We start from the raw sequence: 25,251 nt of genomic DNA, 5'->3' as shown, positions 1-25,251 counted from the left end.
TAGACAAAAAGTCTCCAAACAGGAAAAGACCTGACGTTGGCCAGGCCTCCCCTGCTTGGAGTAGTATGCGAGAAAACAGCTGCTTACTTAACTTCTACTTCAGCACCCGCTTCTTCCAGTTGCTTTTTCAGCGCTTCAGCTTCATCTTTAGCAACACCTTCCTTAACAGGCTTCGGTGCACCATCAACGAGTTCTTTCGCTTCTTTCAGGCCCAGTCCCGTCAGGTCTTTTACCAGCTTAACTACAGCCAGTTTACCAGCACCGGGAGCTTTGAGGATGACATCGAAAGACGTCTTTTCAGGAGCAGCAGCAGCCGCTTCGCCACCACCTGCAGCACCACCAGCTACCATCACAGGAGCCGCAGCAGCCGGCTCGATACCATACTCGTCCTTCAGGATAGCAGCCAGTTCGTTAACTTCTTTTACCGTCAGGTTTACGAGCTGCTCAGCGAACGCTTTTAAATCTGCCATTTTAGTATTCTTGATTAGATTGTGATACGATTATTTTGTCATGCGGGCGCTTCGCTGTTGCGATAAAACCCACTTTAAAAGTTATGCCGGATTATAAGCGGGCTTCCGCCCGCGTTACTAAGCTTCCTCCCGCTCCGACAGCGTTTTGAGGATACCCGCGATTTTGTTGCCACCACCCTGCAGAGCAGAAATAACATTCTTGGCAGGTGATTGCAGCAGGCCAATGATTTCGCCAATCAACTCTTCCTTGCTCTTCAGTGCAATCAACGTATCGAGCTGATCAGCACCAATAAACAGGCTGTAATCGATTGAAGCGCCTTTCAGCTGAAGCTTATCATTCGTTTTACGGAATTCTTTGATAAGCTGCGCCGGTGCTTTTTGATTCTCAGGGTGAAACATCACGCCCGACTGTCCTTTCAGCACCGTATCGTTGAACGGCGTATAGTCTGTATCGAGCGATTCGAGCGCTTTCTTAATGAAGGTATTCTTCACTACTTTGTACTCGATGCCCCGCTCAAAGCACATGCGACGAAGTTGGTTGGTTTCCGCAACCGACATGCCACTGGCTTCTGTGATATAGAAGAAGGGGATGGTTTGAAACTTACCAGCCAGTTCTTCAATGATCGTACCTTTTTCGTCCCGTGTCATGTCTTTAAATTCCCGCTACTGTACCCTTGTCAATAGTTACACTTGGACTCATTGTGCTCGACAGGTAAATCGATTTCACGTAGGTGCCCTTTGCCGATGAAGGCTTCAGACGCATCAACGTAGAGATAACTTCCTGTGCGTTTTCAGCCAATTTGTCCGGCGTAAACGATACCTTACCAATGCTGGTATGAATAATACCGGTTTTATCAACTTTAAAGTCAATCTTACCGGCTTTCACCTCGCGAACGGCTTTACCAACTTCGAGTGTTACCGTACCCGACTTGGGGTTCGGCATCAGCCCGCGCGGACCTAGAACACGACCCAGACGACCAACTTTAGCCATTACGTTCGGCATCGTGATAATCACGTCCACGTCCGTCCAGCCCTGTTCAATCTTCTGAATGTAATCATCCAGCCCTACGTAGTCAGCACCTGCTTCCTTCGCTTCGTTCTCCTTGTCCGGGGTGCACAGCACCAGAACGCGAACCGTTTTACCTGTACCGTGAGGCAGCGTCGCAACGCCACGTACCATCTGGTCAGCTTTACGCGGGTCAACGCCCAACCGAACGTCAATATCCACGGAAGCATCAAACTTGGTGTATGAAATCTCCTTCAGGATACCCGCTGCTTGTTCAAGCGAGTATTCTTTTGCAGCATCATACTTTGATTGCGCTTCCTTTTGCTTCTTCGTTAACTTAGCCATTTCTGTAAATTGCCTCGGCAAGTTTAATTACTTCTCAAAAGGCGCCTGGCCCGTTACCGTGATACCCATGCTGCGGGCCGTACCGGCCACCATCTTCATCGCTGACTCAACCGTGAAGGCATTCAAATCAGGCATTTTCGTTTCCGCAATGGTTCTGACTTGGTCCCAGGTCACTGAGCCAACTTTGTTCCGGTTTGGTTGAGCGGATGCACCTTTCAGTTTAGCCGCTTCCATCAGCATAATCGGCGCGGGCGGAGTCTTAATCACGAAGTCAAAGGACTTGTCCTTATAGTACGTGATAAGTACCGGCAACACCATACCCATTTTATCCTGCGTCCGGGCATTGAACTGCTTGCAGAATTCCATGATATTTAAACCCTTGGAACCCAGCGCCGGACCAATCGGAGGTGAAGGGTTGGCTTGCCCGCCTTTCACTTGCAGCTTTACGTAGCCACCGACTTCTTTTGCCATCGTCTTTCTGCTTTGTATCGGCTCAACACAACCACCACCCAGAGGGAAGCATAGTGATCATTGTATTCAACCGAAGGGTACTCTAACTCTCTTTTTCTACTTGTGCGTAACTGAGTTCTACCGGAGTACTCCGGCCAAATATTTTCACGACGACGTTAAGCTTTTTCCGTTCGTCGAACACTTCTTCTACCGTTCCGATGAAACCGCTAAATGGTCCATCAACAACCTTTACGGATTCTCCTTTCAGGAAAGCAACCGTTGGAGTAGCTATTTCCTGCGTTTCTTCGTCAACCTTACCCAGAATACGATTCACCTCCGACTGACGAAGAGGAACCGGAATCTTCGAGTTTGTTCCGGTTTGGGAATTTCCCAGAAAGCCCAGCACCCCCGGCATATTCAGAATCATGTCGAGTGCCCGGTTATTTGACAGGTCCGCCGAAATCAGAATATAGCCGGGAAAGAATGACTTTTCACGAACGCGTTTTTTTCCATTCCGCATTTCGTATACCTTCTCTGCCGGAATCAATACCTGCGGAACAACCTCATCCAACTTTTGACGAATGATTTCGTTATCTAAGTAAGATTTGATTTTCTTTTCCTGTCCGGACACCGCCCGTATGACGTACCAATTGATGCCGCTCATTACTATCTTCGTTTAGAAAGACTGATAAAATGCGTTCAGCCCATTCTCAAACACAAAATCGATCAACCCGACTAATAGCGCAAAAATCAGCGATGCTACCAACACCAGCGTTGAGCTGGCCTGCAGATCGCTGAATTTAGGCCAAGTCACATTGTGCTGAACTTCCTCCCAAGAGTATTTCAGAAACGAGATAAACTTGTCCATGTATGTAAGGGATTGGCACGGGTGGAGAGATTCGAACTCCCATCAACGGTTTTGGAGACCGCTATTCTACCCTTGAACTACACCCGTGTATTGGCTTATAGACACAAGATGCTGGACGTAAGAACTTGTATTACAAAAACAAAAGGCTCTAATGTCTAGCGTCAAATATCCAGTATCCCGAATTGGGACTGCAAAATTAGTAAATTATCTCAAAAAACAAGTGCATTCCTTTGAAGAAATGCACTTGTTATGAGGAATTTAATTAGTCGAGGATTTCAGTTACCTGACCGGCACCTACCGTACGACCGCCTTCACGGATAGCGAAACGCAGACCTTTCTCCATGGCGATCTTGTTGATCAGGCTCACTTCGATGGTGATGTTATCGCCAGGCATAACCATTTCTACGTTGGCGGGCAGTGTGATCTCACCCGTAACGTCTGTCGTACGGAAGTAGAACTGCGGACGGTACTTGTTGAAGAACGGCGTATGACGGCCACCTTCTTCTTTAGACAGTACGTAAACCTCAGCTTTGAACTTAGCGTGCGGAGTTACTGAACCCGGTTTGCAGATAACCATACCACGACGGATATCGGTTTTTTCAATACCGCGGAGCAGCAAACCTACGTTGTCACCAGCTTCGCCACGATCCAGAATTTTCCGGAACATTTCCACACCCGTTACAACCGACTTCAGGTTTTCAGCACCCATACCCAGGATTTCGACTGGCTCACCCGAGTTGATGATACCGCGCTCAATACGACCCGTAGCAACCGTACCACGACCCGTGATCGAGAACACGTCTTCCACCGGCATCAGGAACGGCAGATCCGTCTGACGCGGAGGCAGGGGGATGAAGCTGTCAACAGCATCCATCAGCTCTTCGATAGTTTTTACCCACTGGGCATCACCGTTCAGACCACCCAGAGCAGAACCCTGAATAACCGGAATGTTGTCACCATCAAAGTTGTAGAAGCTCAGCAATTCGCGGATTTCCATCTCAACGAGTTCGAGCAGCTCAGGGTCATCCACCATGTCCACCTTGTTCATGAACACGACGAGCTGAGGTACACCAACCTGACGGGCGAGCAGGATGTGCTCACGAGTCTGAGGCATCGGACCATCTGTAGCAGCTACCACGAGAATAGCACCATCCATCTGCGCAGCACCCGTTACCATGTTCTTTACATAGTCGGCGTGACCCGGGCAGTCGACGTGTGCGTAGTGACGCGAAGCTGTCTGATATTCTACGTGCGATGTATTGATGGTGATACCACGCTCCTTTTCTTCCGGGGCGTTATCGATCGAAGAAAAATCCCGTTTTTCGGCCAGACCCTTTTCGGCCAGCACTTTCGTAATGGCAGCCGTCAGCGTCGTTTTACCGTGGTCAACGTGACCGATCGTACCAATGTTTACGTGCGGTTTCGAGCGGTCAAAATTCTCTTTTGCCATGTTTTTAAAACGCTATTGTGAACTGTTATTGGTTTTTGGATGAACTTGCTTATTATGAAGAAAGTGCCCTCGCTGGAGCACTTACTTTCTGGGTCGCTGGTGAACGTCAAACAGTTGACGGCAATCGCCGTGTTTTGTCTTGCCCATCCTGCCAATAGTATCCTATCAGCGCTACGACATTGAGCCTTCTATCGGATTTGAACCGACGACCTCTTCCTTACCAAGGAAGTGCTCTACCACTGAGCTAAGAAGGCAGTTTGCAATTTTCAATCCACACAAAAAACAGCCATCTCCTGATAACTGTTAAGCGGTGGTCAGAACGTTGCCAGAGCGGAAGACGGGTCTCGAACCCGCAACCTATAGCTTGGAAGGCTATCGCTCTACCAATTGAGCTACTTCCGCAAGAATTAGTTTTCAGTTGGTTATTTCAATTTACGTCTTGAACCGTCGACTGAAACTTAAAACTGTAAACTTTTCTGTGGGGAGTGGAGGATTCGAACCTCCGAAGGCGTACGCCAGCAGATTTACAGTCTGATCCATTTGGCCACTCTGGAAACTCCCCGAAAATACTTTTAAAGAACAATTTGCCCGCCCCTTTTCGGTTTGGAGTTGCAAAATTACATGCTTTTACAACGTTGTCAACAATTCCAGTGAAAATTCTTTGTGGCAGACCTCAAATAATTTGTCTGCATGAGTGGCAGACGCTTGCCACTCATGCAGACATTGGATCACCAAACCTTGATACGTTCTTCTTTTGACTTGTACATCGTATTGCCCGGCTGCACGTTGAACGCCTGATACCAGGCATCAATATTCGATAATGGACCATTGCAACGGTACATTCCCGGCGAGTGAGGGTCGGTAAGAATTAGCTGGGCCTGGGTTTCAGGCAAAACATTGATACGCCATACCTGCGCCCAGGACAGGAAGAAACGCTGATCAGGTGTAAATCCGTCGATTTTAGTTTTTGATTTACCCTGTGGTGTTTTCTTGAACGCGTCATAGGCGATGGCCAGTCCGCCCAGGTCAGCCAGGTTCTCGCCAAGGGTTAACTTGCCGTTTACTTTCAACGAATCGAGTACCTTATACCCGAAAAACTGGGCTTCAACTTTGCCGGCTCGCTGCTTGAAGTTTTCAGCATCTTCCTTAGTCCACCAGTCACGGAGCGTACCATCAGCGTCGTACTGACGGCCTGAATCATCGAACCCGTGGGTCATCTCATGGCCGATAACGGCACCAATGCCACCGTAGTTGACAGCATCGTCGGCGTCGAAATCAAAGAACGGGAACTGAAGGATAGCCGCCGGGAATGCAATCTCGTTGTTTACCGGATTGTAATACGCATTCACAGTGGGCGGGGTCATACCCCACTCGGTACGGTCGACGGGCTTACCAAGCCGGTTGATCATGTAATTATACGACCACTTGCTGGCCGACTTTACGTTGCCGAAGAAATCACTACGGGCAATGTTCACCCCTTCGTAATTCTTCCATTTGTCAGGATAGCCGATTTTCCGCTTAAACGAGGTCAGTTTTGTCAGGGCCCGCTTCTTGGTTTCCTCGCTCATCCAGTCGAGGTTTTTAATATGCTCCTTGTACGACGCTTCGAGGTTGTCGACCAGGGTCAGCATACGCTGCTTGGCCTCCGGCTTAAAGTACTGCTGAACGTACAGCTGACCCAGCAGGTCGCCGAGCGTACCATCGATCAGACCACTAATGCGCTGCCAGCGGGGTGTTTGCTCTTTCTGCCCGGTCAACACCCGCGAGAACGCAAAGTTCTGCTTCACAAACGCATCGCTGAGGTAAGGCGCGGCTCCTTTTAAAATGTTCCAGCGCATGTATGTACGTAACTCTTCTACAGGCGTAGCCGCAACGAGGCTATCGATTGAACGGAAAAAAGCCGGGCTTTGCACCAAAATCGTGTCCTGATTTTTAGCGCCGTACTTTACCAGCTGATCGGCCCAGTTGATGCCGGGGGTTTGCTGCGAAAAGGCAGCTACCGCCAGTTTATTGTAGGTTTTATAGGGATCGCGCAGTTCAACCCGAGGCATTTGTGCTTTGGCAAGCGTAGTTTCAAGGCGCATAATCAGATCAGCGTCCTGCGAGGCCTGGGTTGGCTCTTCTCCGATCAGGGCAAACATCTTAGTCAGGTGATCGCGGTAGGCATCGCGTATCTTCTGGCTGCGGGCATCGTTTTTCAGGTAATAATCACGGTCGGGGAGCGTCGTACCACCTTGCGCAAACTGGGGCAGGTATTTGTTTACGTTTTTCCGGTCCTGCGCTACATAGAACCCGAACAGCATGCCATTTCCCTGCGCCCGCTGGTAGGCCAGTTCGTCGAGGAAAGCCGCTTTGTTGTTCACTTTCTCAATGCGGGCCAAATCCGGACGGATAGGATCAAAACCACGTTTTTCGATGGTGAGGCTATCCATCCCACTGGCATAAAAATCGCCAACCATTTGGTACAGACGCCCTTTTGTCGTCGTTTTTGAAGCCTCGTCCAGTAGTGACTTCATCGCGTCAAGGCTCTTATCACGCAATTCGTTGAAACTTCCCCACGACGTTTTTGATGCTGGAATCGGATTGGCGCGCAGCCAGTTTCCGTTGGCATACTGGTAAAAATTGTCGCCGGGCTTCACTGACATGTCCATGTTTTCAGGGTCAATGAATTTACGCTTCGGAACAGCCGGCTTCGGAGCTTTATCTCTGGGGTTCGTCGGGGGCGTTGCGGCCATCAGACCGAAGGTTATCAGTACCGCCGACAAGCAAATCGTTCGTTGATTCATGTATACTATCTGTTGGGTTAATAAACAGACTACAAATTTAATAGAACACAGACTAAAAATAGAACACGAGTCAGACACTGCCGGGGGCTGTTGCGGAATTTATCCGTTTTGGCCCAGCAATTTGTCTGACTCGTGTTCGACTTTGTCGTAATAAACTTATTCGCCAGCCTTGGCAGTCAGCGGTCCGGGATACAGTTTGGCGTATGTTCCGGTTTTGTATTTGTCGAACGGCTCCTTCTGGTTGTAGTCACCGCCGAAATAGGTAATGATCTGGTGAAAGGTACGTGGCTCCAGATAACCGGCAATCGGTTGAATGAGATTGAATTGCTCATCCATAAACACCGTCGACGGATAGCTCATCTGGTTCCGTAGCAAGGCGGCAGCCAGTTCGTGAATGCCCCGGCCACTGGCACTGCCAACGTATTTGAACGTCTGTTTGTTAATCGTGATGTCACCCTGCTGTTCGGCGTTGAACTTAACAGCGTAATAGTTCTCGTTGACGTAATCAACAACGGCCGGGTTCGTGAACGTTTGCCGGTCCATGACCTTACACCAGCCACACCAGTCCGTGTAGACATCAATGACAAACTTTTTGGGCGTTTTCTTACCCAGATCATAGGCTTGCTGTATGGTAAGCCACTTAATTTTTTTAGGGGCGGCTTTCGGCGAATCATCGGGCCGAAACGAGCTGAGAACGAACAGCATTAAGCCGGTAAGAAGCAGAAACAGACGGTTCATGCGCATGCTTTTTTGTTGTAACGCTCGAACTGAGAATAAATTTAATGAAATGACCTGCCAGGAACAATTTTTCTATAGTTGATCAGGCCGGCTTTACCGCCCGAATCACTTCCCGTTTGTAAGCCGGACCGGAATGTTTTTCTACATGAAAGCCCACAGCTTTCAAATTGCGCTGAACGTACCCTTTGGAACAGTAGGTAGTCAACATACCTCCAGGTAGCAAAATGTCTGCCATTTGTCGAAAAACGGTCTCGGTCCACAGTTCAGGTTGAGCCTCCGGGGCAAACGCATCAAAGTAGATCAGGTGAAAGCGATCAACCGTTTGAAACTCCTGCAACATGCCGTGCACCTTAATCAGTGAAAAAAACGGATGAATCTGTACAATCTGGTTCCAGTCGGCTTCGTGCAGTTGGTGCAGGTAATTTGTGCCCAGCAGTTGATCAAAGTTCAGTTGATGTGCTTCATCCAATGGTACGGGATACGCTTCAATGGCCGTATGGTGAACGTAGCGCTGGCGTTGTTCGGCCTCCTGGGCGGTCAGGAGCGCATTCAGCCCCGTACCAAATCCCATTTCAAAACTACGTATCGGCTCATCGGAAAATCGCCCGAAGGCTTCCTGAAGTCCCAGCTCGATGAATACGCGCCGGGATTCTTGCCAGGCACCATGGATGGAGTGGTAATGCTGCCGCGTTTCCTCGCTGTAAATCGAATGCGAACCATCGGCAGTCAGGACAAGTCGGGTACTTACTTTCATAATCTTCGCTTTTGGGCTACTTTTGCGCTCCAAAACAACAGGACCAATGATTCAACGCGTTCAGACTATATTTTTGTTTCTCATTACCGTAGCAATGGGCGTCGCGCTGGCAAACCCCATCTGGCAGAAAAGTGGAGGTAGTGCCGTGGAAACCGCTCAATTAACGGCTTTGCAATACAGCCAGCAAACCGGCCTGACGAACGTAATTACCCCGCTCTGGTATCTGGGACTGCTCATGGCACTGGTAGGCATCATTGCCCTGTACGCCATATTTCAGTTTCGAAACCGCCTGCTCCAAACGGGCTTATGCGCTATCAATGCGCTTCTACTGACGGCCATTATGGGTATTATTCTGTACCGGGCTTTGTACGCAGGAAAAGAATATGGTAATCCAGCCGATCAGGGTACGTTCCTGCTGGGCTTCTATGCCGTTATTGCAGCGCTGCTATTTAATGCCCTGGCTAACCGGTTTATTCGGCGGGATGAAAAAATGGTTCGCGATTCGAATCGGCTACGATAAGGTCAATTAAACCCGCTTTTTCTTAATAGGTAAAAGCGGGTTTTTTATGGGCCAGACAACGTCTTTTTTTGCAACGCCCACCGCTGCAGGGCCAGATACACCCCTACTGACGAGGCTACGCCTACCAGAGCACCAGCAAAGGTGTCCTCGACAAAGTGTTGAAACAGGTATACCCGCGAATAGGCCGTCAATACGGCCAGCAGTAGCCATAACCAGCTTCGGCCTTTCCGTTCGTCGAGCATGGCCAGCAGACTGAACACCGCAAAGGCGGAGATAGAATGCCCCGACGGGAAGCTGTTATAGCTGTGGATATCCAGCCCTTCAATAAGGTGATACTCATACGTTGAGTGTTCCAGACGCTTCAGGGGCCGGAGTGCTGTGGGGAAAGCCAGCTGCTTCAATGCAATCGAGGTCAGCGACGACAGAGCAAAGCTTGCAAACGCCATGACACCGATCCGCCAGTAACGAACGAGAAGGATCGTGCAGATGAGAACGAAGAAAGCGCCGTCGCCCATGTAGGTTGCATACGTAAAGAAAACGTCGGCGTAACTATTGTTTCGGGCGTTGACCCACTGCATGAGCTGTTCCTGTGAGTAGATCAACTGCAATCCTCCTACAACAAGTAGCACCAGCAGATAAGGTCCGAAAAAATACTGATTTTTACGCAGTAGATTAAACAACATCATTGACTTGCCCCATTTGCCCTTTCAACCGTAATGCCTACGCTCAATACGTTCAACAGCGGGTCCTGCCGCATATACTGCCGTATCTGAATCGTGTACAGCCCCGGTTTGGGAAACCGGTAGTTTCGTTTAATGAGTACTTTATGGTCAAAGAGATCACCAAGACCGTCGCCATTGGGTTCGCCGGTTTTCGGGTCCATCAACAGCAGCTCGTCTAACCTGGATTCAATCTCCCTGCCTGATGAATCGCGCAGATAACGAGTCAGATAAAGATTATAATACCCGTACGACAAGCTGTTTCGCAGGTTATAATAAATGTTGTACGGTATTGACGCGTCTTCAATCCGGAAGGTAAAGGAAGGGGCATTTTTTACTGACCACTTGCCATCTTCAAAATCTACATACTCTTTATAGACTATATTCTGGTCGCACCCGACAAACCCAACAAACAATACCAAAATCAGCCAGCCAAATCGTTTCATAGCATTATAAAATGTCTGCAAAGCTACAACCCTGTTGTATGCTTTTCAAACGATAAAAAACTACGCAATTAGTTTGCAAACGATATAAATAGTTATAGGTTTGCTATATGGAGAAACTAACCGCCAAGGAAGAAGAGGTCATACAAGTGTTGTGGAAAATGGAGCAGGCCTACGTTAAAGACATGCTGCCCCACTTTACCAATCCTCCTCTGCATTACAACACGGTGTCTACGATCATTCGTAATCTGGAGGAAAAGGGGTACGTGGGCCACCGGGTTTATGGCAACACCCACGAGTATTATCCAATCGTCAGCAAAGAGGATTATCAAAACCGCTTTGTGCTTAAGAAGGTAGTCGGCGAGTATTTCGACAATTCATACAAAAACCTGGTTAGCTACTTTGCGCAGAACGAGAAAATTTCGGCGGAGGAGTTACGGGAAATTCTGGCCATGATTGAAAATAAAAAATAAGCATGGAACTGCTGCGCTATTTTCTGCTGGCCAATCTGCTGTTAGCAGTTGTTAGCGGTGCTTTTTATGCGCTGCTCCGACGCGAAACGGCTTTTGATGCAAATCGGCTTACGCTCTGGCTTAGCCTGGCCGTCACTCTGGTTTTGCCCTTGCTGGAACTGCCCGACTGGCGACCTCAACCAGTACGAGCGGCTATGCAGCATACCGCGCAGCTTATTACCCCTAGCCCTTTGGCTCAGGCTCCACAGGTTATCATTACGTATCCGGATGGGCGAACGTACCCGGCTTTCAATTCGACTACTCCAGAAAACAACTGGTCTTGGCAAACCTGGCTGGGCTTTGGCTACGGCCTGGTTATGCTGCTGTTGCTGGGGCGATTTGGATGGCAACTGGCATCACTGGTGAAGCTGCTCCGTAGCGCACACCACGAAAGCTATGACGGTTTCACCCTGGTGCGGTCTGAGAATGCATCGTCTCCATTTTCGTTTTTTCGGTGGGTGGTGTTGAATCCATCCCAGCACGAGCCCGATGAACTGGAGCAGATTTTACGACATGAGCGTGTCCATGTTCGCGCCTGGCACAGCCTGGACATGATCATCGCAGAACTGATTTGCCTTATTTTCTGGCTCAATCCGGCTGCGTATCTCTTTCGGCAACTGGTCCATCAAACCCTCGAATATGCGGCTGACCGCGCCGTGCTGGACGAGGGTGTCGATGCTAAAACGTATCAGTACAGCTTGTTAAAAGTAAATTTGATGGCGGGGCAATCCGCCTGAGTATAGTCTCATTTCGAACAGCGATGTACTCATTTACCAATCATTTCAACGGTTCAACCTTACGAGAGCGCATCATCATGATGAATCGTCCTGATTCCGGTCGTTCAGTCTGGATTCGGTACGTTATGCTGGGATTGGTATTGTGTGTGGCTACATTATTCGCCTGCCGGCATAAAGTGGACAACCGTGAACGCGACGTTCGGCGCGCCCTGCTTCCGGCAACAAACCCTACGCGGGCCATGGTGCTTGAACTGGAAGATAAAAACTGGTTCTGTCATTTATCGCTTGTGAAGAATGGAGCAAACGCCCCACTTTGGAAAAGCGAACCAATTGCTGTCGTTTTACGGGGAAATCAGTTCGCGTTAGCCGATGAGTACAGAAACGAGACAATCCTGTACATCAATGGTAAGGCAGCCTCCGAAACACAACTACAAAAACTATCTCCTGAATTTGTAGATGAGGTATTTGTTCTCCGCAAATGGGAATACAGTTCAGACGCTGAGTACGACCCTAAACCTAATCGGGTACTCATTCAAACCAGTTCGCATCCGATCCAGTTTACCCAAAAACGTAGTCGTTTCTTTACGTTGCTACAAGCGGCCGCTCTCTCGAAGCATCCGTTTGGCGAAACGTATTCATTCAACATGAATCAGTTGCTGGAGGCTACGTTCTTTCACAACAAGAACGCGCTGGTTGAACGCACAAAGAACCAGCATCTAAAACTTTACGACGAGTTTGCCGATAACACTGATGTTCTTATCAATGGTATTCTGGTTAAACCCGAAGACGTGACCTCAGTACATGTTCGGGAGGTCGCTCGTTTGTATACCCGTGAACGCCCCTTCACTGACTGGTTTCGAGCCGACCAACCATCATCAAGATTTGAGCTGAACATCCAGACGGCCCCCAGCCGCGCCAAACGCGACAGTTCATACTACGTATTCAGTCCTTTTTATTCAGGCGATTTTTAAGCAGCAGCCTCCTTAAACTAAAGCCCTGCCTGGCTTGTCTAACTACTGTAGTTATGACAACTGAAGCACTATGAAATTTTACCTGCGTTTTTTCGGAGTTGTAGTAGGTCTGCTGGTTTCATCCGGTACAACCTTCGGTTATTCGCCGGCTGACGCTACCAGTCGGTCGGATACGACCAGACCTAACCGGACGAGATCCCGATCGGCGTATGAACGACCGGCGCCTATGATTATGCCGGGAATGTCGCTGGACTCAAACTTCAGATCGCTCCCTCAGCAGGACCCGGCCGTTCAACGGGTTGTACCGGCCTGGCTGAAAGCTAAAATAACCGGTAAGCCGACCTATGTCGTAAATGGTAAGGTAGCTACGGCCGCTCAGCTACGTGGTCTACAGCAGCGACAGGTCGTATCAATGAAAATTCTTCCCGGCGACGATGCCTCAAAATTATACGGCAAAAATGCCAGTCAGGGGGTCGTGCTTATTACTACCGAGGCTGGCCTGGCACCGAAGCGATAATTCGTTTTTAAGCAGACAGCCCGTCAGTCGATGACTAACGGGCTGTCTGCTTATTGTGCTTTGCCGTTAAGCGGTGCTGGTGCTCCGTTTGTAGTTCCGGTTTTAGCTTTGGTCTTCTTTTTCTTCTTTTTCGACTTGGTTGCGTACTTTTTGTCCAGTCGATCAAGGTCGCTGTTCAGAGCGGCTGCGGTTACCGGCTCTTTGTCGGCTACCGGGGTCAGTACATCGAACGATTCCGGAATAACGCCCTGCTTGTTTAACTCGACAATTTCCAGCACACGATTGATCGGCAATGGATACCAGGTACTTTCGGTACCGTAGCCAAACCACATGATTTTACGGAAGATGTCGGTTTTCTGTAGGTACGCCCGGCCTTTCTGGGTTTCGAGTGGCTTGTCGATCGTCGGAATATCGCGAAGCGCATCCACGTACGTATCTAGTTCGTAGTTCAGGCAGCACTTTAACCGACCGCATTGCCCCGACAGCTTGGCCGGATTCAACGACAGATTCTGGTACCGGGCCGCCGATGTAGCAATGTTTTTAAAATCAGTCAGCCACGTAGAGCAGCACAATTCACGGCCGCATGAACCAATACCACCCAGCCGGCCGGCCTCCTGCCGCAAACTAATTTGCCGCATCTCAATCCGGGCTTTGAACTCAGCCGCCAATAATTTTATCAGCTCCCGAAAATCGACCCGTTCTTCAGATGAATAGTAGAACGTAGCTTTCGTGTTGTCCGACTGAAACTCAACGTCAGACAGCTTCATGTTCAATTTCAGATCGCGAATAATTTCACGGGCTCTGTACAGCGTCGGCAAATCGCGGTTGATCGCCTGTTCGTGCTTTTCCAGATCCTTTGGCGTAGCTATCCGGTGGATTACTTTCGTATCATCGGACACTTTGATGCCCCGCTTTTTAACCTGAAGCCGCACCAGTTCGCCCTGAAGCGAAACCGAGCCCATGTGGTAGCCTGACTGCATTTCAACTACCACAAAATCCCCTGTTGTTAAATCAAGCTGATGAACATTACGGTAGTAATCCTTGCGTCCACCCTTAAATTTGACTTCTACTATGTCGTATCGTTGCCAGCCTGGCGTTGCCATATCGCTTAGCCAGTCGAACGAGTTCAGTTTATTGCAACCACCGGTTCCACATCCTCCGCTGGAGCATCCTGCCACGGCCGTTTCTTTACCGTCGGCCGCTCCGCGTTGGGTGCCACATCCGCCCGTTGCGCAAGATTTGCATCCCATATATGTTACGTTTACAGTATTCGGTCTACAGCGGCCGGCGCTCCGGTTTTTTGCTCAACCAGGCTAACCATAAACAGTAAACCGAAAACTAATCCTGGTACCGAATCAGGTCAAGCCCGATGTCTTTCCGGTACTGCTTCCCATCAAATTGCACGGTTCGGGCCGCTTCCTGCGACTTCCGAACTGCGTTTTCGAGCGAATTGGCCAAAGCCGTCAGGGCCAAAACCCGGCCGCCGTTGGTCAATACCCGCCCATCTTGTGCTGTTGTACCAGCGTGGAACGCCGTTACATCTTCCAAACGTTCCAGATCGGTAATGATTTTACCTTTCTCGTATACATCTGGATATCCATTCGACACAATAACCGTTGTAACCGCCGTTTGGGGCGAAACCTGCAGGGCTATTTTGTCAAGTTCGCCGTCGGCGGTAGCCACCATCAATTCTGCAAAGTCATTCTGCACCCGGGGCAGAACTACTTCGGTTTCCGGGTCGCCCATGCGGGCATTATACTCAATCACGTACGGCTCACTCTTCACATTCATCAGTCCGATGAAAATGAACCCCTGATAATGTATGCCGTCCTGCTGCAACCCGGCCAGCGTTGGTTTCACCACCTTCTCTTCAACTTTGCGCAGGAAGGTTTCATTAGCAAACACTACGGGCGAAACGGCCCCCATACCACCCGTATTGGGGCCTGTATCGGCTTCGCCAATGCGTTTGTAGTCTTTAGCTTCCGGCAGGATCTTATAGTTGACTCCATCCGTTAACACAAAGACCGACAGTTCAATACCACGCAAAAACTGCTCCACAACTACCTTACTGCCGGCATCGCCAAACTTCCGCCCATCGAGCATATCGCGAAGCGTGGTTTGAGCGTCACCCATCGTTTCGGCAATTACGACACCCTTTCCGGCTGCCAGCCCGTCAGCTTTCAGCACCACCGGCAACGAATGATCCTCCAGGTAGCGCAGTCCTTCGTCGAGGGTCTCCACTGTGAACGTCCTGGATGCGGCCGTTGGGATACCATGCCGGAGCATAAAGCTTTTCGAAAAGTCTTTGCTGCCTTCGAGTTGCGCACCGGCCTCGTCGGGACCAACGATGCGTAATTTTGCAAGGTCTGGCTGTTGACGCAGAAAGTTTACAATGCCTTTGACGAGTGGCTCTTCCGGGCCTACGATCAATAAGTCAATAGAATGCTGGCGAATAGCCGTTGCTACGCCCTCAAAATCGTTGTATGCTACTGCTAAGTTGGTGGCTATCTGCGCCGTTCCGGCATTACCGGGAGCAACAAATAAAGCATCACATAATGGACTTTGCGCTAACTTCCACGCAAAAGCGTGTTCGCGTCCGCCCGAACCCAGTACAAGTATTTTCATTTAGAGTCTTCAGTTTTCAGCTTTCAGTGTACTATTTACTGGCAGCTTACGATAGCCGACGGCAAACTGTACATTGAAAACCGAAACGTATTTAGTTAGCTACTTCCGACAGGAATTTGATACGCATCAACCGCAGATCCTGTTCGGTGAAATCATCCCCGCCAAATTCACGCATGGCAACGGCAATGTTGTCGGTTTCGGCATTCATGAAGTAATCGTAGATTTCTTCCTGCCGGTCGGTGTCCATCACCTGGTTGATGTAATAATCGAGATTCAGCCGGGTTCCTGAGTAGCAAATGTGTTCAATCTCCTCAATCAGGTCTTCCATGGTCAGAGATTTTGCTTCCGCAATCTCTTCCAGGTCAACCTTACGGTCTATTTGCTGAATAATGAAAATTTTAACCTTCGATTTATTAACCGTCGATTTTACGACAACATCCTTAGCGGTTTCGATCTCGTTTTCTTCGACGTACTTCGTGATCAGGTCAATGAACGGCCGCCCGAACTTCTGCACCTTACCCATACCGACGCCGTTGATCTGCGCCATTTCCTCGCGGGTGGTTGGGTACGTAGTGGCCATTTCTTCCATCGACGGATCCTGGAAGATTACATACGGTGGCAGGCCTTTTTCTTTGGCAACTTTTTTACGCAGCGCTTTCAACAGGCCCAGCAGCTCCTCGTCGTAGGCGTTACCGCCGGATGTCGGCGCTACGTCCTTGTCTTCATCCTCACGACCTTCGGCTACCTGTTGATCATAGTGGTGATCTTTTGTGAGCGAAATTGGATATGGGTCTTCAATGTAGTTCAACCCACGCTGGGTCAGTTTCAGAACACCGTAATTATCAACGTCCTTCTCAATGTAGCCGTAGATCGTAATCTGCTTTAGCAGCGAGCACCAGAATTCCGACGTTTCGTTGAACTCCCGGCCTTTACCATATACCTCCAGCCGGTTGTGTTCATAGCTGGTGATGTATTGGTTATCAGTGGCAGTCAGTACGTCGGCCAGGTGAGCAACGTCAAAGCGCTGATCGGTTTGCAATACAGACTGCAACGCCAGAACGACCTCGTCCTGCGCCTTGAATTTTTCCGTGGGCTTCAGGCAGTTGTCGCAGAACCCACAGTCCTTGTCTAAAAACTCGCCAAAATAGCTCAGCAGCTGCCGACGCCGGCATACACCCAGGTTGGCGTACGATACCATTTCGGCCAGCAAGTGCTTGGCATTATCGCGTTCGGTGACGGGCTTATCTTTGTTGAACTTCTCCAGCTTGACAATATCGTCGTAGCTGTAGAACATTACGCAATTCCCTTCCAGTCCGTCGCGGCCGGCCCGCCCTGTTTCCTGGTAGTAGCCTTCCAGCGACTTCGGAGCGTCGTAGTGAATCACAAACCGAACGTCTGGCTTGTCAATGCCCATACCGAACGCAATCGTGGCAACGATGACGTCTACTTCCTCATTCAGAAATGCGTCCTGGTTGTTCATCCGGGTGACAGGGTCCAGCCCGGCATGATACGGCAACGCCTTAATGTCATTGACGTTCAGGAGTTCGGCAATGTCCTCAACCGTTTTGCGGCTCAGGCAGTAGACGATTCCCGACTTGCCTTTATTCTGCTTGACGTATTTAATGAGTTGCTTTTTAGCCTCGACCTTCGGCTTGATCTCGTAGTAGAGATTCTTGCGGTTGAACGACGATTTGTAGAGGTTGGCATCCTCCATTTGCAGGTTTTTCTGAATATCCTGCTGCACTTTAGGCGTAGCGGTTGCCGTCAGAGCGATAACGGGGAGATTACCGATATTATCGACTATACCCCGGATTTTCCGGTATTCCGGCCTGAAATCGTGCCCCCACTCCGAAATACAGTGGGCTTCGTCAATAGCGACGAACGAAATATTGGCCTTCTTTAAAAAATCTAAGTTTTCTTCCTTTGTCAGCGATTCGGGCGCAATGTAGAGAAGTTTAAGCGAGCCGTTGAGGGTATCCCTTTTCACCTTGTTCATTTCGGCTTTCGACAAGGTGGAATTCAGAAACTGCGCGTTAATCCCGAAGGCATTGAGCTGATCAACCTGGTTTTTCATCAGCGCGATCAGGGGCGAGATGACGATGGCTGTACCGTCGCTGACAATAGCCGGCAGCTGGTAACACAGCGATTTGCCGGCACCCGTCGGCATGATTACGAACGTGTTCCGGCCGGCCAGAATACTGTGTATAATGGCTTCCTGATCACCCCGGAATTGACTATATCCAAAAATTTCTTTCAGCCGCTCTTTGAGGGTCACATAGACCGTCTGGTCAACCTGCATCATTCTCTAAATTGTACAAAAGTTACTTCTCTTTACGGCTTGCCGTATCTTTGCAGTATAAAGTTAGCGAATTTACAAACAAACCATTCGCTAAGGCGAATCCGGACTTGAAAGTAATAAAAAAACCACAAACCATTGCCCGCGCTGTTCTCCTGGCTGAGGCTGATGCGATACGGGAGGCTGTTGATCGGCTCGATCATCATTTTGATGCGGCCGTTGAGGCTATCCTGAACGCCAAAGGCCGGCTGGTAGTTACGGGAGTGGGCAAGAGTGCGCTAATCGGTCAGAAAATTGTAGCGACTATGAACTCGACCGGTACGCCTTCGCTATTCATGCACGCGGCCGATGCTATCCACGGCGACCTTGGCATGATACAGCCCGACGACGTTGTGCTTGTCATTTCGAAAAGCGGCAATACAGCCGAAATTAAGGTCCTGGTGCCTTTGCTTAAACGCACAGGGGTGCAATTGATCGCGCTGGTCTGTGATGTTCATTCTTATCTGGCGGCCCACTCCGACCATGTTCTGCACGCGTTTGCTGCGTGCGAAGCCGACCCCATGAACCTGGCTCCCACAACCAGCACAACCGTAGCGCTGGCCCTGGGCGACGCGCTGGCCGTGAGCCTGCTCGAAGCACGAGGCTTCACGCGCCAGGACTTTGCCCGTTATCATCCGGGTGGTTCACTGGGCAAAAAATTATACCTGAAAGTACAGGATATATACACGCATAATCAATGCCCGACCGTTGGGCTGGACACGATGGTGAAAGACGTCATCTTCGAAATTTCGGCAAAACGGATGGGGGCTACCGCCGTAGTGGACAACAATGGACTCCTGGCCGGTATTGTTACGGACGGGGATATACGGCGTATGGCCTACCAGTATGATTCATTCATGCAGCTGTACGCCCGCGACGTCATGACGCCCACCCCCGTGTGCGTAGCGCCCGACGATTATGCCGTAGCGGCTCTTCAGCTGATGCAGGAACGTAATATCGCGCAGGTAATTGTGGCCGACGGCCGGCATGTGAAAGGCTTCGTTCACCTCCACGATCTGCTGAAAGAAGGGTTGGTATAAAGCACTCAGGGTTCCAGGTTGCTCTGCTTGTTTTCAGGCACCCGGAAGGTTAAACCCGGAACCTTGAACGGCTCAAAACTTCCATTTTACCCGCAGTGCTACGTTCCGGCCAATGTCGTCGGCGTAGTACCGGAACCGGTTTAGGTAATCGCGGTACACCGTATTGAACAGATTAGTAACGGATAGATTCAACTCCAGTTTATGTGTGTCCCCCAATGGGAGCGTACCTCCGGCCGACAGACCCCAGAGGGCGTAGGCAGGCGGAGGGGCTACAAAGTCGCTGTTGGGCGGTACCCGCTTCTGACGGGCCACGGCCAGATTACTAACACCAACGTAAGCGTCCTGCAGGCGGCTTACCTCCGCCCATTCGTAGCGAAGGCCATTCTCCCACCGATTAGGCGGAATCCAGACCAGCGGCTGATCCTGTTTCAAATCCTGAACGTACAGATAGGCCAGTTTGGATGTCCATTGTAGCCCCCGCCATACGTCCACCGACACAGTAGCGTCGAAACCCGTATATAGCGCGTTTGTTTGTGTGTATTTGAAATACGGAAATGCGCCCCGAATGGTCAGCCGGGCTTCGGCCTGGGGCTTCAGATATATGTAATCGTTAATATGGTTGTAGAATGCATCGAATTCCGCCCGCACCCGGGGTCTGGTATACTGCACATTCCACGTCAGGTTGTAGGCGGTTTCAGGCCGTAAGGTCTGATCGCCCTCTTCAAACGCAGCGGCACCGTGGTGTACCCCATCGCTGAATAGCTCGCTGATGTTTGGGGCCCGCCAGGACGTACCAAAATTCACCCGGCTCGTCCAGCGTTCGCTGGGTGCATACGTTACCCCTACGGTACCTGATCCATTCGCAAAGGTAAAGACGGGATTAGTCAGCACCCGGTTCTCGTACCGAAATACCTGCATGTGCCGATAATCGAACCGGAGGCCCGCTTCGTACTCCCATTGCTTATGCCGTAGTTTCTCAATCCAGAATACGCCCCCCTGATAGGTGCGAAAATTTGGAATAAGCGGACGTCCGTTCATTATATTGAACTGATAGAGTGCGTTAATGCCCAACTGTCCGTTCAGTCTGCCGATCGGCTTGTGTTCATACACCAGATCAGACGTAAAGCTGGTCAGGCGAAAGCGCAGCTCGGGACGATTCAGGGCAGCGAGTGAGTCGTTGCGGGGCCGGTTTAGGTCGTACTCCATCCGGTCGTCGTATTGTCGGGCTACGGTCAGCGTCCAGATGTCGCCGTGGCGAGGTTTATAAACAGTACGCCATTTTAAAAGATCATGGGTAATGTGTTGATACGGCCGGCCGATCGTATAGCTAAATCCCGACGTAACGAATGGCCTGCCTGACTGCAGTACTGCCAGAAGGTCCGTTACGCTGCCGATGTGCGAACCGGAATAAATGCCAATATCCGTCGCAAATCGACTATAATATAGGTCAGACGTAATCCGGCCAATGCGGTACCCGACCGCACCGGATACGTTTTGCTCAGCAACGCCCGTGTTATCCAGAAAATAGGTAGGCGTCCGAATGTTGCCGCCACGCTTAAGCGTTCCCTGCAACCGCCAGCTTAGCTGCGCGTTTTTTCCGGTAGTAGTCGCACGCGTGGCGCCTTCGGTTTGTAGAGAAATCACCCCTTGCCGTCCGTTGGTAAAGCCGACCGCGTTCAGTTCGCCATGAATCCCGGGCAGCGTCGGTAGAGGTCCCGGCTCGATCAGTATTACGCCCCCAATTGCATCGGGGCCGTATCGAACCCCCGAAGCACCTTTAATAACGGAAAGCCGGGTCGCCACAAACGGATCAATTTCGGGTGCATGCTCCGACCCCCATTGCTGCCCCTCCTGTCGGATACCGTTGTTCAGCAGCAAGACGCGGTTGCTGTGGAAGCCGTGAATAACCGGCTTAGCGATGGAGGAACCAGTTTGTAAGGTCGTGACACCGGCCAGGGTGCGAAGCGCTTCGCCGAGCGATTGTCCACGAGTCTGATCTAATTCGCGGCCTTCAAGCGACGTAACAGCCTGGCTGCTCAGGGCATTCGACTTTTGTGCAGTAACGTTTACGTCGTTCAGATGGATGGATTCTTCGTTAAGAAAAAAGTCCTGTTCTGCCACGGCATGGTTAAGAGCCAGCCGAACCTGCACCTCCTTATACCCTATAATACGGCTGACTAACGTGTAGTTTCCCTGACAAAGCTTATCGATTCGGTAAGCCCCGCTGGCATCTGTTACGGTACCCTGACCCGTTTCTTTAATCAAAACAATCGCACCGGTCAGCGCCTGTCGACTCTCCTGATCTAATACGATGCCTTTAACAAAGCAGGTACATCCTTCCTGATTCTGTGCCAACGCAGGACCGGAAGCGGATAAATAACCTAAAACTATTAGAAAACCGATGAATCGCACAGACGTACAGTACTTAAACTCCTGCTTTAACTCTACAAAGATACCAAATTAACGCAACACGGTTGCAGTTCATACGGTTTTGAATCCATTTTGGCAGTTTTTGACGTATATACAGTACTTGTTCTTTGGCATGCCGATATCTTGTTTAAGAAAAAATGTGGAATCTTAAACAGAGTGTGGACTACAGATTCCACAGTATGTGGGGGATTTTCCACACTCCACACTTCATTTCAGTCAACGTATATAAACCATAATCATAATTTTGAGCCTTTTAAACCACTGTTTTTGACGCTTTTAGGTGCTTTTTAGCTGTAACAACAATTTTTTTTTCAATGTTGGTTGTTTTTTTGTTCAATCACTGTGTAGATTTGATTCAACAAAAACATAAACACAGTCATGACCGCGCTCGAATTCACCTATCATATCGGAAAAGTGTCAAAGTCGTTGCGCCCGTTCGCACTTCGGCTAACGAAAGATGTTGAAGATGCAAACGACCTGCTGCAGGACACTTTGTTAAAGGCATTTACAAATCGTGATAAGTACACGGACGGCACTAACCTTAAAGCTTGGTTGTACACCATCATGAAAAATACGTTCATCACAAACTATCAGCGGATGGTACGTAAGAATACGTTCATCGATACGACTGATAACCTGCACTACATCAATTCGATGGAAAGCAGCACTGATAACATGGCTTATTCTTCGTTTGCTCAGGAGGACATCAACCGGGCCGTGAATAATCTCGACGATACGTACCGGACGCCCTTCATGATGCACTTCCGGGGTTTTAAATATCACGAGATCGCTGCGAAGCTCGATATCCCCATCGGCACGGTGAAGAACCGGATCCACATTGCCCGCAAAGAGCTTAAGGATCAGCTGAAAATATATGCTCACGCATAAGAAACTTTACTGACGTTCATACGTCTCAACAATATTGATTGAGTAGTTTTTGGTTAAAAAAGAGGAAGGTTCGAAAAGTTGGATGGTTTCCGTCCAACTTTTTTCGTTTTATTGGGTTGATTGTTTGTTGCTTAGTGAATTAGCTGCGCTTATAGGTAGCAAACCGGATAGCCAACCTCCATTCGTTCTAAAGTTTGTTTCCGTTCGGCAGCCAAATCCACTGATCTTCCTACTTATTAATTACCCACCTACTAAAATGCCCAGGCGTGTTCTTGTTGTCGGGGCCGGCTTTGCAGGACTGGCAGCAGCTACCAGTCTTGCCGATAAAGGCTACGACGTAACTATTCTTGAAAAAAACGATAGTCCGGGTGGCCGCGCCCGTGTTTTTCGTGCAGAAGGGTTTACCTTCGATATGGGCCCCAGTTGGTATTGGATGCCCGATGTGTTTGAAACGTATTTTGCCCGATTCGGCAAAAAACCCTCCGATTACTACAATTTGATCCGGCTCGATCCTTCGTACAGCGTCATTTTTGGCCCTACCGAATCAGTTGATCTCCCGGCGGGTCTTCCCAATCTGGAACGGCTCTTTGAGCAGATGGAGCCCGGCAGTGGCGCCAGACTCAGCGAGTTTCTGAAACAGGCTGCCTATAAGTACAAGGTGGGCATTCATAACTTCGTCTGGAAACCCAGCCGCTCGGTAACTGAATTTCTGAGCCTGAAGCTCCTGTACGACGTAACCCGGCTCGATGTGTTCCAGTCGTTTGCCAGCCACGCCCGCAAATTCTTTAAAAATCCCCGCCTGCTCGAAATCATCGAGTTTCCCATTCTGTTTCTGGGGGCCACACCCGAGAACACACCGGCGATGTACAGCCTGATGAACTACGCGGAAATGACGATGGGCACATGGTACCCCATGGGTGGCATGCATGAGATTGTCAGGGCGATGGTTAGCCTGGCGGAAGAAAAAGGGGTAAAAATTCTTCTGAATCAACCCGTTCGAAAAGTGGAGATTGCCGATGGCAACGCCAAACGGGTCATCACAGACGAGGGAATTTATGAAACCGACATCGTAGTTGCCGGGGCAGACTATAACCACGTCGAGACCAAGCTGGTTGATAACGCTTTCCGGAATTACGACGATGCGTACTGGCAAAAACGGGTTATGGCACCTTCGTCGCTGCTGTTTTACCTAGGCGTCAACAAGCGAGTGCCGAAGCTAAAGCACCACAACCTCTTCTTCGACGAGGATTTTAAACTTCACGCTCAGGAAATCTACGAAACGCCCCGCTGGCCAAGTCGCCCACTATTCTACGTATCGGCTCCCTCGGTAACGGATCCAGGTGTTGCCCCTACCGGGTCAGAAAACCTGTTCATTCTGATTCCGGTAGCCCCGGATCTGACCGACGACGAAGCTACCCGCGAACGCTACTATGATATCGTTATGGATCGGCTGGAAAGCTACGTCGGCGAAGACATCCGTAATTACGTAGTGTATAAGCGAAGCTATGCTCACCGTGATTTTAAAGACGATTACAATGCATTCCGGGGAAATGCATACGGGCTGGCTAACACACTCAAACAAACGGCTTTGCTAAAGCCTTCTTTGAAAAACAAAAAAGTTTCTAACCTGTTTTATACGGGTCAATTAACAGTTCCCGGCCCAGGGGTTCCTCCTTCGTTGATTTCGGGATTAGTGGTAGCGGATGAGGTTGCGAAAGAATTTGCCTAACTTGTAAACTAACCAGATACGGTGATCCCATTACGACGTATATAGGTCTACCGTACCAACCACGACTTAGCTATGATGGCTTTATTCAACCAGACCGCCTTGGAATGCAGTAAATTAATTACGGAACATTACAGCACGTCATTTACACTGGGAATCCGGACGCTGGACCGAAAGTTTCACCTGCCTATCTACGCTATCTACGGTTTTGTCCGCTACGCCGACGAGATTGTGGATACCTTTCACGATTACAACAAGAAAGCCCTGCTCGCCAAGTTTAAAGACGATACGTACCAGGCCATTGAAGAAGGGATCAGCCTAAACCCTATTCTTCAGTCGTTTCAGTTGGTGGTTCGCGAGTATAACATCGAGTACGACCTGATTGATGCGTTTCTGAAGAGCATGGAAATGGACCTGTATTTTCAGGACTACGATGCCGATGGCTATCAGGAGTACATCTACGGTTCGGCTGAAGTCGTGGGGCTGATGTGTCTGCGCGTTTTCTGTGAAGGCGACTGCAAAGCCTATGATCATCTGAGAGAACCGGCCCGTAAACTGGGATCCGCTTTTCAGAAGGTCAATTTTCTACGCGATCTCAAAAGTGATTACGTTGACCGGGGCCGTACGTATTTTCCGGGCGTTGATTTTAATGCGTTTGGCCGGGACACCAAACAGCTCATCGAGGACGACATCCAGCGGGACTTCGACGAAGCGTATCAGGGCATCCTGAATCTACCCCGCGGAGCCAGAATGGGGGTGTATCTGGCCTACACCTATTACCAGACCCTGTTCAATAAAATCAAGCAATTGCCGGCCTCCCGGATTCAGAACGAACGAATCCGCGTACCGAACCCCCAGAAGCTGGCCCTGCTGGCACAGACGTACCTGAAATATCGGCTAAACGTAATATAACGGCCCCTT

25 protein-coding genes and 4 tRNA genes are annotated in these 25,251 nt (G+C 49.8%); 9 read left to right on the top strand and 20 right to left on the bottom strand.

All coding sequences use genetic code 11. From position 1 onward, the window contains the following. Positions 1 to 83: 83 nt before the first annotated feature. The 14 genes from rplL to mnmC2 all read right to left on the bottom strand — a co-directional run bounded on the left by rplL (position 84) and on the right by mnmC2 (position 8,867). Positions 84 to 470, bottom strand: a complete 387-nt coding sequence (rplL, locus tag DYU11_RS14425; RefSeq protein ID WP_009285378.1) for a 50S ribosomal protein L7/L12 — start codon at positions 468 to 470, stop codon at positions 84 to 86. A gap of 117 nt (positions 471 to 587) precedes the next feature. Then, positions 588 to 1,118, bottom strand: coding sequence for a 50S ribosomal protein L10 (gene rplJ / locus DYU11_RS14420; RefSeq protein WP_119668406.1), 531 nt, complete (start codon positions 1,116 to 1,118; stop codon positions 588 to 590). 4 nt (positions 1,119 to 1,122) lie between these two features. Further along, positions 1,123 to 1,821, bottom strand: coding sequence for a 50S ribosomal protein L1 (rplA, locus tag DYU11_RS14415; protein WP_119668405.1), 699 nt, complete (start codon positions 1,819 to 1,821; stop codon positions 1,123 to 1,125). Positions 1,822 to 1,848: 27 nt separating this feature from the next. Next, the gene (gene rplK / locus DYU11_RS14410; protein WP_119668404.1) at positions 1,849 to 2,292 is read right to left on the bottom strand and encodes a 50S ribosomal protein L11; all 444 of its coding nucleotides are present in this window, start codon (positions 2,290 to 2,292) and stop codon (positions 1,849 to 1,851) included. 82 nt (positions 2,293 to 2,374) lie between these two features. Then, positions 2,375 to 2,935: a transcription termination/antitermination protein NusG gene (gene nusG, locus DYU11_RS14405; RefSeq protein ID WP_119668403.1), complete on the bottom strand. Its 561-nt coding sequence runs from the start codon at positions 2,933 to 2,935 to the stop codon at positions 2,375 to 2,377. A gap of 12 nt (positions 2,936 to 2,947) precedes the next feature. Beyond that, positions 2,948 to 3,139, bottom strand: coding sequence for a preprotein translocase subunit SecE (gene secE / locus DYU11_RS14400; RefSeq protein ID WP_009285373.1), 192 nt, complete (start codon positions 3,137 to 3,139; stop codon positions 2,948 to 2,950). Between the two features lie 13 nt (positions 3,140 to 3,152). Further along, positions 3,153 to 3,226: transfer RNA gene (locus DYU11_RS14395), tRNA-Trp, on the bottom strand. Between the two features lie 175 nt (positions 3,227 to 3,401). Next, on the bottom strand, positions 3,402 to 4,589 hold the full coding sequence (tuf, locus tag DYU11_RS14390) for an elongation factor Tu (RefSeq protein WP_119668402.1): 1,188 nt from the start codon (positions 4,587 to 4,589) through the stop codon (positions 3,402 to 3,404). A gap of 182 nt (positions 4,590 to 4,771) precedes the next feature. Next, a tRNA-Thr gene (locus DYU11_RS14385) sits at positions 4,772 to 4,843 on the bottom strand. Between the two features lie 75 nt (positions 4,844 to 4,918). Then, positions 4,919 to 4,991 (bottom strand) — tRNA-Gly (locus DYU11_RS14380). 77 nt (positions 4,992 to 5,068) lie between these two features. Next, positions 5,069 to 5,151: transfer RNA gene (locus DYU11_RS14375), tRNA-Tyr, on the bottom strand. A gap of 166 nt (positions 5,152 to 5,317) precedes the next feature. Then, positions 5,318 to 7,375: a M13 family metallopeptidase gene (locus tag DYU11_RS14370; RefSeq protein WP_119668401.1), complete on the bottom strand. Its 2,058-nt coding sequence runs from the start codon at positions 7,373 to 7,375 to the stop codon at positions 5,318 to 5,320. Positions 7,376 to 7,531: 156 nt separating this feature from the next. Continuing rightward, positions 7,532 to 8,119 carry a thioredoxin family protein gene (locus tag DYU11_RS14365; protein ID WP_119668400.1) on the bottom strand — a complete coding sequence of 196 codons (588 nt, stop codon included), beginning with the start codon at positions 8,117 to 8,119 and terminating at the stop codon, positions 7,532 to 7,534. Positions 8,120 to 8,195: 76 nt separating this feature from the next. Next, on the bottom strand, positions 8,196 to 8,867 hold the full coding sequence (mnmC2, locus tag DYU11_RS14360; RefSeq protein WP_119668399.1) for a tRNA (5-methylaminomethyl-2-thiouridine)(34)-methyltransferase MnmC2: 672 nt from the start codon (positions 8,865 to 8,867) through the stop codon (positions 8,196 to 8,198). A gap of 46 nt (positions 8,868 to 8,913) precedes the next feature. Between mnmC2 and DYU11_RS14355 the strand changes: the two genes are divergently transcribed. Beyond that, on the top strand, positions 8,914 to 9,387 hold the full coding sequence (locus DYU11_RS14355) for a DUF4293 domain-containing protein (RefSeq protein ID WP_119668398.1): 474 nt from the start codon (positions 8,914 to 8,916) through the stop codon (positions 9,385 to 9,387). Positions 9,388 to 9,431: 44 nt separating this feature from the next. Here DYU11_RS14355 and DYU11_RS14350 read toward each other — a convergent pair whose 3' ends face one another. Next, positions 9,432 to 10,073 carry a phosphatase PAP2 family protein gene (locus tag DYU11_RS14350; RefSeq protein ID WP_119668397.1) on the bottom strand — a complete coding sequence of 214 codons (642 nt, stop codon included), beginning with the start codon at positions 10,071 to 10,073 and terminating at the stop codon, positions 9,432 to 9,434. Further along, entirely contained in the window at positions 10,070 to 10,552 is a 483-nt protein-coding gene (locus DYU11_RS14345; protein WP_119668396.1) for a gliding motility lipoprotein GldH, read from the bottom strand. The genes DYU11_RS14350 and DYU11_RS14345 overlap by 4 nt, the downstream gene beginning before the upstream one ends. Before the next feature lie 107 nt (positions 10,553 to 10,659). Here DYU11_RS14345 and DYU11_RS14340 point away from each other — a divergent pair, with 107 nt between their 5' ends. From DYU11_RS14340 to DYU11_RS14325, 4 genes are all read left to right on the top strand, one after another. Further along, on the top strand, positions 10,660 to 11,022 hold the full coding sequence (locus DYU11_RS14340) for a BlaI/MecI/CopY family transcriptional regulator (protein ID WP_119668395.1): 363 nt from the start codon (positions 10,660 to 10,662) through the stop codon (positions 11,020 to 11,022). A 2-nt stretch (positions 11,023 to 11,024) separates the two neighbouring features. After that, the gene (locus DYU11_RS14335) at positions 11,025 to 11,798 is read left to right on the top strand and encodes a M56 family metallopeptidase (RefSeq protein ID WP_119668394.1); all 774 of its coding nucleotides are present in this window, start codon (positions 11,025 to 11,027) and stop codon (positions 11,796 to 11,798) included. A gap of 23 nt (positions 11,799 to 11,821) precedes the next feature. Then, positions 11,822 to 12,769 (top strand): hypothetical protein, encoded by a 948-nt coding sequence (locus DYU11_RS14330; protein WP_229365835.1) that lies wholly within the window; start codon positions 11,822 to 11,824, stop codon positions 12,767 to 12,769. 70 nt (positions 12,770 to 12,839) lie between these two features. Next, positions 12,840 to 13,286, top strand: a complete 447-nt coding sequence (locus DYU11_RS14325; protein ID WP_119668392.1) for a hypothetical protein — start codon at positions 12,840 to 12,842, stop codon at positions 13,284 to 13,286. Positions 13,287 to 13,336: 50 nt separating this feature from the next. Here the strand turns inward: DYU11_RS14325 and DYU11_RS14320 are convergent, their stop codons facing one another. The 3 genes from DYU11_RS14320 to recQ form a co-directional block, all read right to left on the bottom strand. After that, entirely contained in the window at positions 13,337 to 14,536 is a 1,200-nt protein-coding gene (locus DYU11_RS14320) for a PSP1 domain-containing protein (RefSeq protein WP_229365834.1), read from the bottom strand. An 88-nt stretch (positions 14,537 to 14,624) separates the two neighbouring features. Continuing rightward, complete coding sequence (gene purD / locus DYU11_RS14315; protein ID WP_119668390.1) at positions 14,625 to 15,911, bottom strand: phosphoribosylamine--glycine ligase; 1,287 nt, start codon at positions 15,909 to 15,911, stop codon at positions 14,625 to 14,627. A gap of 91 nt (positions 15,912 to 16,002) precedes the next feature. Next, the gene (recQ, locus tag DYU11_RS14310; protein ID WP_119668389.1) at positions 16,003 to 18,213 is read right to left on the bottom strand and encodes a DNA helicase RecQ; all 2,211 of its coding nucleotides are present in this window, start codon (positions 18,211 to 18,213) and stop codon (positions 16,003 to 16,005) included. A gap of 104 nt (positions 18,214 to 18,317) precedes the next feature. Between recQ and DYU11_RS14305 the strand changes: the two genes are divergently transcribed. Beyond that, a complete protein-coding gene (locus DYU11_RS14305) occupies positions 18,318 to 19,286 on the top strand; it encodes a KpsF/GutQ family sugar-phosphate isomerase (protein WP_119668877.1) in 969 nt (322 codons plus the stop codon). Positions 19,287 to 19,358: 72 nt separating this feature from the next. Here the strand turns inward: DYU11_RS14305 and DYU11_RS14300 are convergent, their stop codons facing one another. After that, positions 19,359 to 21,641: a TonB-dependent receptor gene (locus DYU11_RS14300; RefSeq protein WP_229365832.1), complete on the bottom strand. Its 2,283-nt coding sequence runs from the start codon at positions 21,639 to 21,641 to the stop codon at positions 19,359 to 19,361. A 453-nt stretch (positions 21,642 to 22,094) separates the two neighbouring features. On the opposite strand from DYU11_RS14300, the gene DYU11_RS14295 reads away from it, so the two are divergent. From DYU11_RS14295 to DYU11_RS14285, 3 genes are all read left to right on the top strand, one after another. After that, positions 22,095 to 22,604 (top strand): RNA polymerase sigma factor, encoded by a 510-nt coding sequence (locus DYU11_RS14295; RefSeq protein WP_119668387.1) that lies wholly within the window; start codon positions 22,095 to 22,097, stop codon positions 22,602 to 22,604. Positions 22,605 to 22,860: 256 nt separating this feature from the next. Next, positions 22,861 to 24,333, top strand: coding sequence for a bifunctional phytoene desaturase/3,4-desaturase (gene crtID / locus DYU11_RS14290; protein ID WP_119668386.1), 1,473 nt, complete (start codon positions 22,861 to 22,863; stop codon positions 24,331 to 24,333). Between the two features lie 72 nt (positions 24,334 to 24,405). Then, positions 24,406 to 25,242 (top strand): phytoene/squalene synthase family protein, encoded by an 837-nt coding sequence (locus DYU11_RS14285; RefSeq protein WP_119668385.1) that lies wholly within the window; start codon positions 24,406 to 24,408, stop codon positions 25,240 to 25,242. Positions 25,243 to 25,251 lie beyond the last annotated feature (9 nt).

It is taken from the genome of Fibrisoma montanum, assembly GCF_003583365.1.
GTDB classification, from domain to species: domain Bacteria; phylum Bacteroidota; class Bacteroidia; order Cytophagales; family Spirosomataceae; genus Fibrisoma; species Fibrisoma montanum.
The sequence above is the reverse complement of the archived record's forward strand: the minus strand, read 5'-3'. Positions and strand labels throughout refer to the sequence as shown.

Bases quoted from the DNA above. Each gene is read 5' to 3' on its own strand.
- DYU11_RS14335 (WP_119668394.1), top strand. From the start codon at position 11,025: ATGGAACTGCTGCGCTATTTTCTGCTGGCCAATCTGCTGTTAGCAGTT.
- DYU11_RS14285 (WP_119668385.1), top strand. From the start codon at position 24,406: ATGATGGCTTTATTCAACCAGACCGCCTTGGAATGCAGTAAATTAATT.
- DYU11_RS14370 (WP_119668401.1), bottom strand. From the start codon at position 7,375: ATGAATCAACGAACGATTTGCTTGTCGGCGGTACTGATAACCTTCGGT.
- tuf (WP_119668402.1), bottom strand. From the start codon at position 4,589: ATGGCAAAAGAGAATTTTGACCGCTCGAAACCGCACGTAAACATTGGT.
- DYU11_RS14365 (WP_119668400.1), bottom strand. From the start codon at position 8,119: ATGCGCATGAACCGTCTGTTTCTGCTTCTTACCGGCTTAATGCTGTTC.
- rplL (WP_009285378.1), bottom strand. From the start codon at position 470: ATGGCAGATTTAAAAGCGTTCGCTGAGCAGCTCGTAAACCTGACGGTA.
- mnmC2 (WP_119668399.1), bottom strand. From the start codon at position 8,867: ATGAAAGTAAGTACCCGACTTGTCCTGACTGCCGATGGTTCGCATTCG.
- DYU11_RS14350 (WP_119668397.1), bottom strand. From the start codon at position 10,073: ATGATGTTGTTTAATCTACTGCGTAAAAATCAGTATTTTTTCGGACCT.
- nusG (WP_119668403.1), bottom strand. From the start codon at position 2,935: ATGAGCGGCATCAATTGGTACGTCATACGGGCGGTGTCCGGACAGGAA.
- DYU11_RS14355 (WP_119668398.1), top strand. From the start codon at position 8,914: ATGATTCAACGCGTTCAGACTATATTTTTGTTTCTCATTACCGTAGCA.
- secE (WP_009285373.1), bottom strand. From the start codon at position 3,139: ATGGACAAGTTTATCTCGTTTCTGAAATACTCTTGGGAGGAAGTTCAG.
- DYU11_RS14325 (WP_119668392.1), top strand. From the start codon at position 12,840: ATGAAATTTTACCTGCGTTTTTTCGGAGTTGTAGTAGGTCTGCTGGTT.
- DYU11_RS14320 (WP_229365834.1), bottom strand. From the start codon at position 14,536: ATGGGATGCAAATCTTGCGCAACGGGCGGATGTGGCACCCAACGCGGA.
- DYU11_RS14340 (WP_119668395.1), top strand. From the start codon at position 10,660: ATGGAGAAACTAACCGCCAAGGAAGAAGAGGTCATACAAGTGTTGTGG.
- recQ (WP_119668389.1), bottom strand. From the start codon at position 18,213: ATGATGCAGGTTGACCAGACGGTCTATGTGACCCTCAAAGAGCGGCTG.
- DYU11_RS14345 (WP_119668396.1), bottom strand. From the start codon at position 10,552: ATGAAACGATTTGGCTGGCTGATTTTGGTATTGTTTGTTGGGTTTGTC.
- DYU11_RS14295 (WP_119668387.1), top strand. From the start codon at position 22,095: ATGACCGCGCTCGAATTCACCTATCATATCGGAAAAGTGTCAAAGTCG.
- rplJ (WP_119668406.1), bottom strand. From the start codon at position 1,118: ATGACACGGGACGAAAAAGGTACGATCATTGAAGAACTGGCTGGTAAG.
- crtID (WP_119668386.1), top strand. From the start codon at position 22,861: ATGCCCAGGCGTGTTCTTGTTGTCGGGGCCGGCTTTGCAGGACTGGCA.
- rplA (WP_119668405.1), bottom strand. From the start codon at position 1,821: ATGGCTAAGTTAACGAAGAAGCAAAAGGAAGCGCAATCAAAGTATGAT.
- purD (WP_119668390.1), bottom strand. From the start codon at position 15,911: ATGAAAATACTTGTACTGGGTTCGGGCGGACGCGAACACGCTTTTGCG.
- DYU11_RS14330 (WP_229365835.1), top strand. From the start codon at position 11,822: ATGTACTCATTTACCAATCATTTCAACGGTTCAACCTTACGAGAGCGC.
- rplK (WP_119668404.1), bottom strand. From the start codon at position 2,292: ATGGCAAAAGAAGTCGGTGGCTACGTAAAGCTGCAAGTGAAAGGCGGG.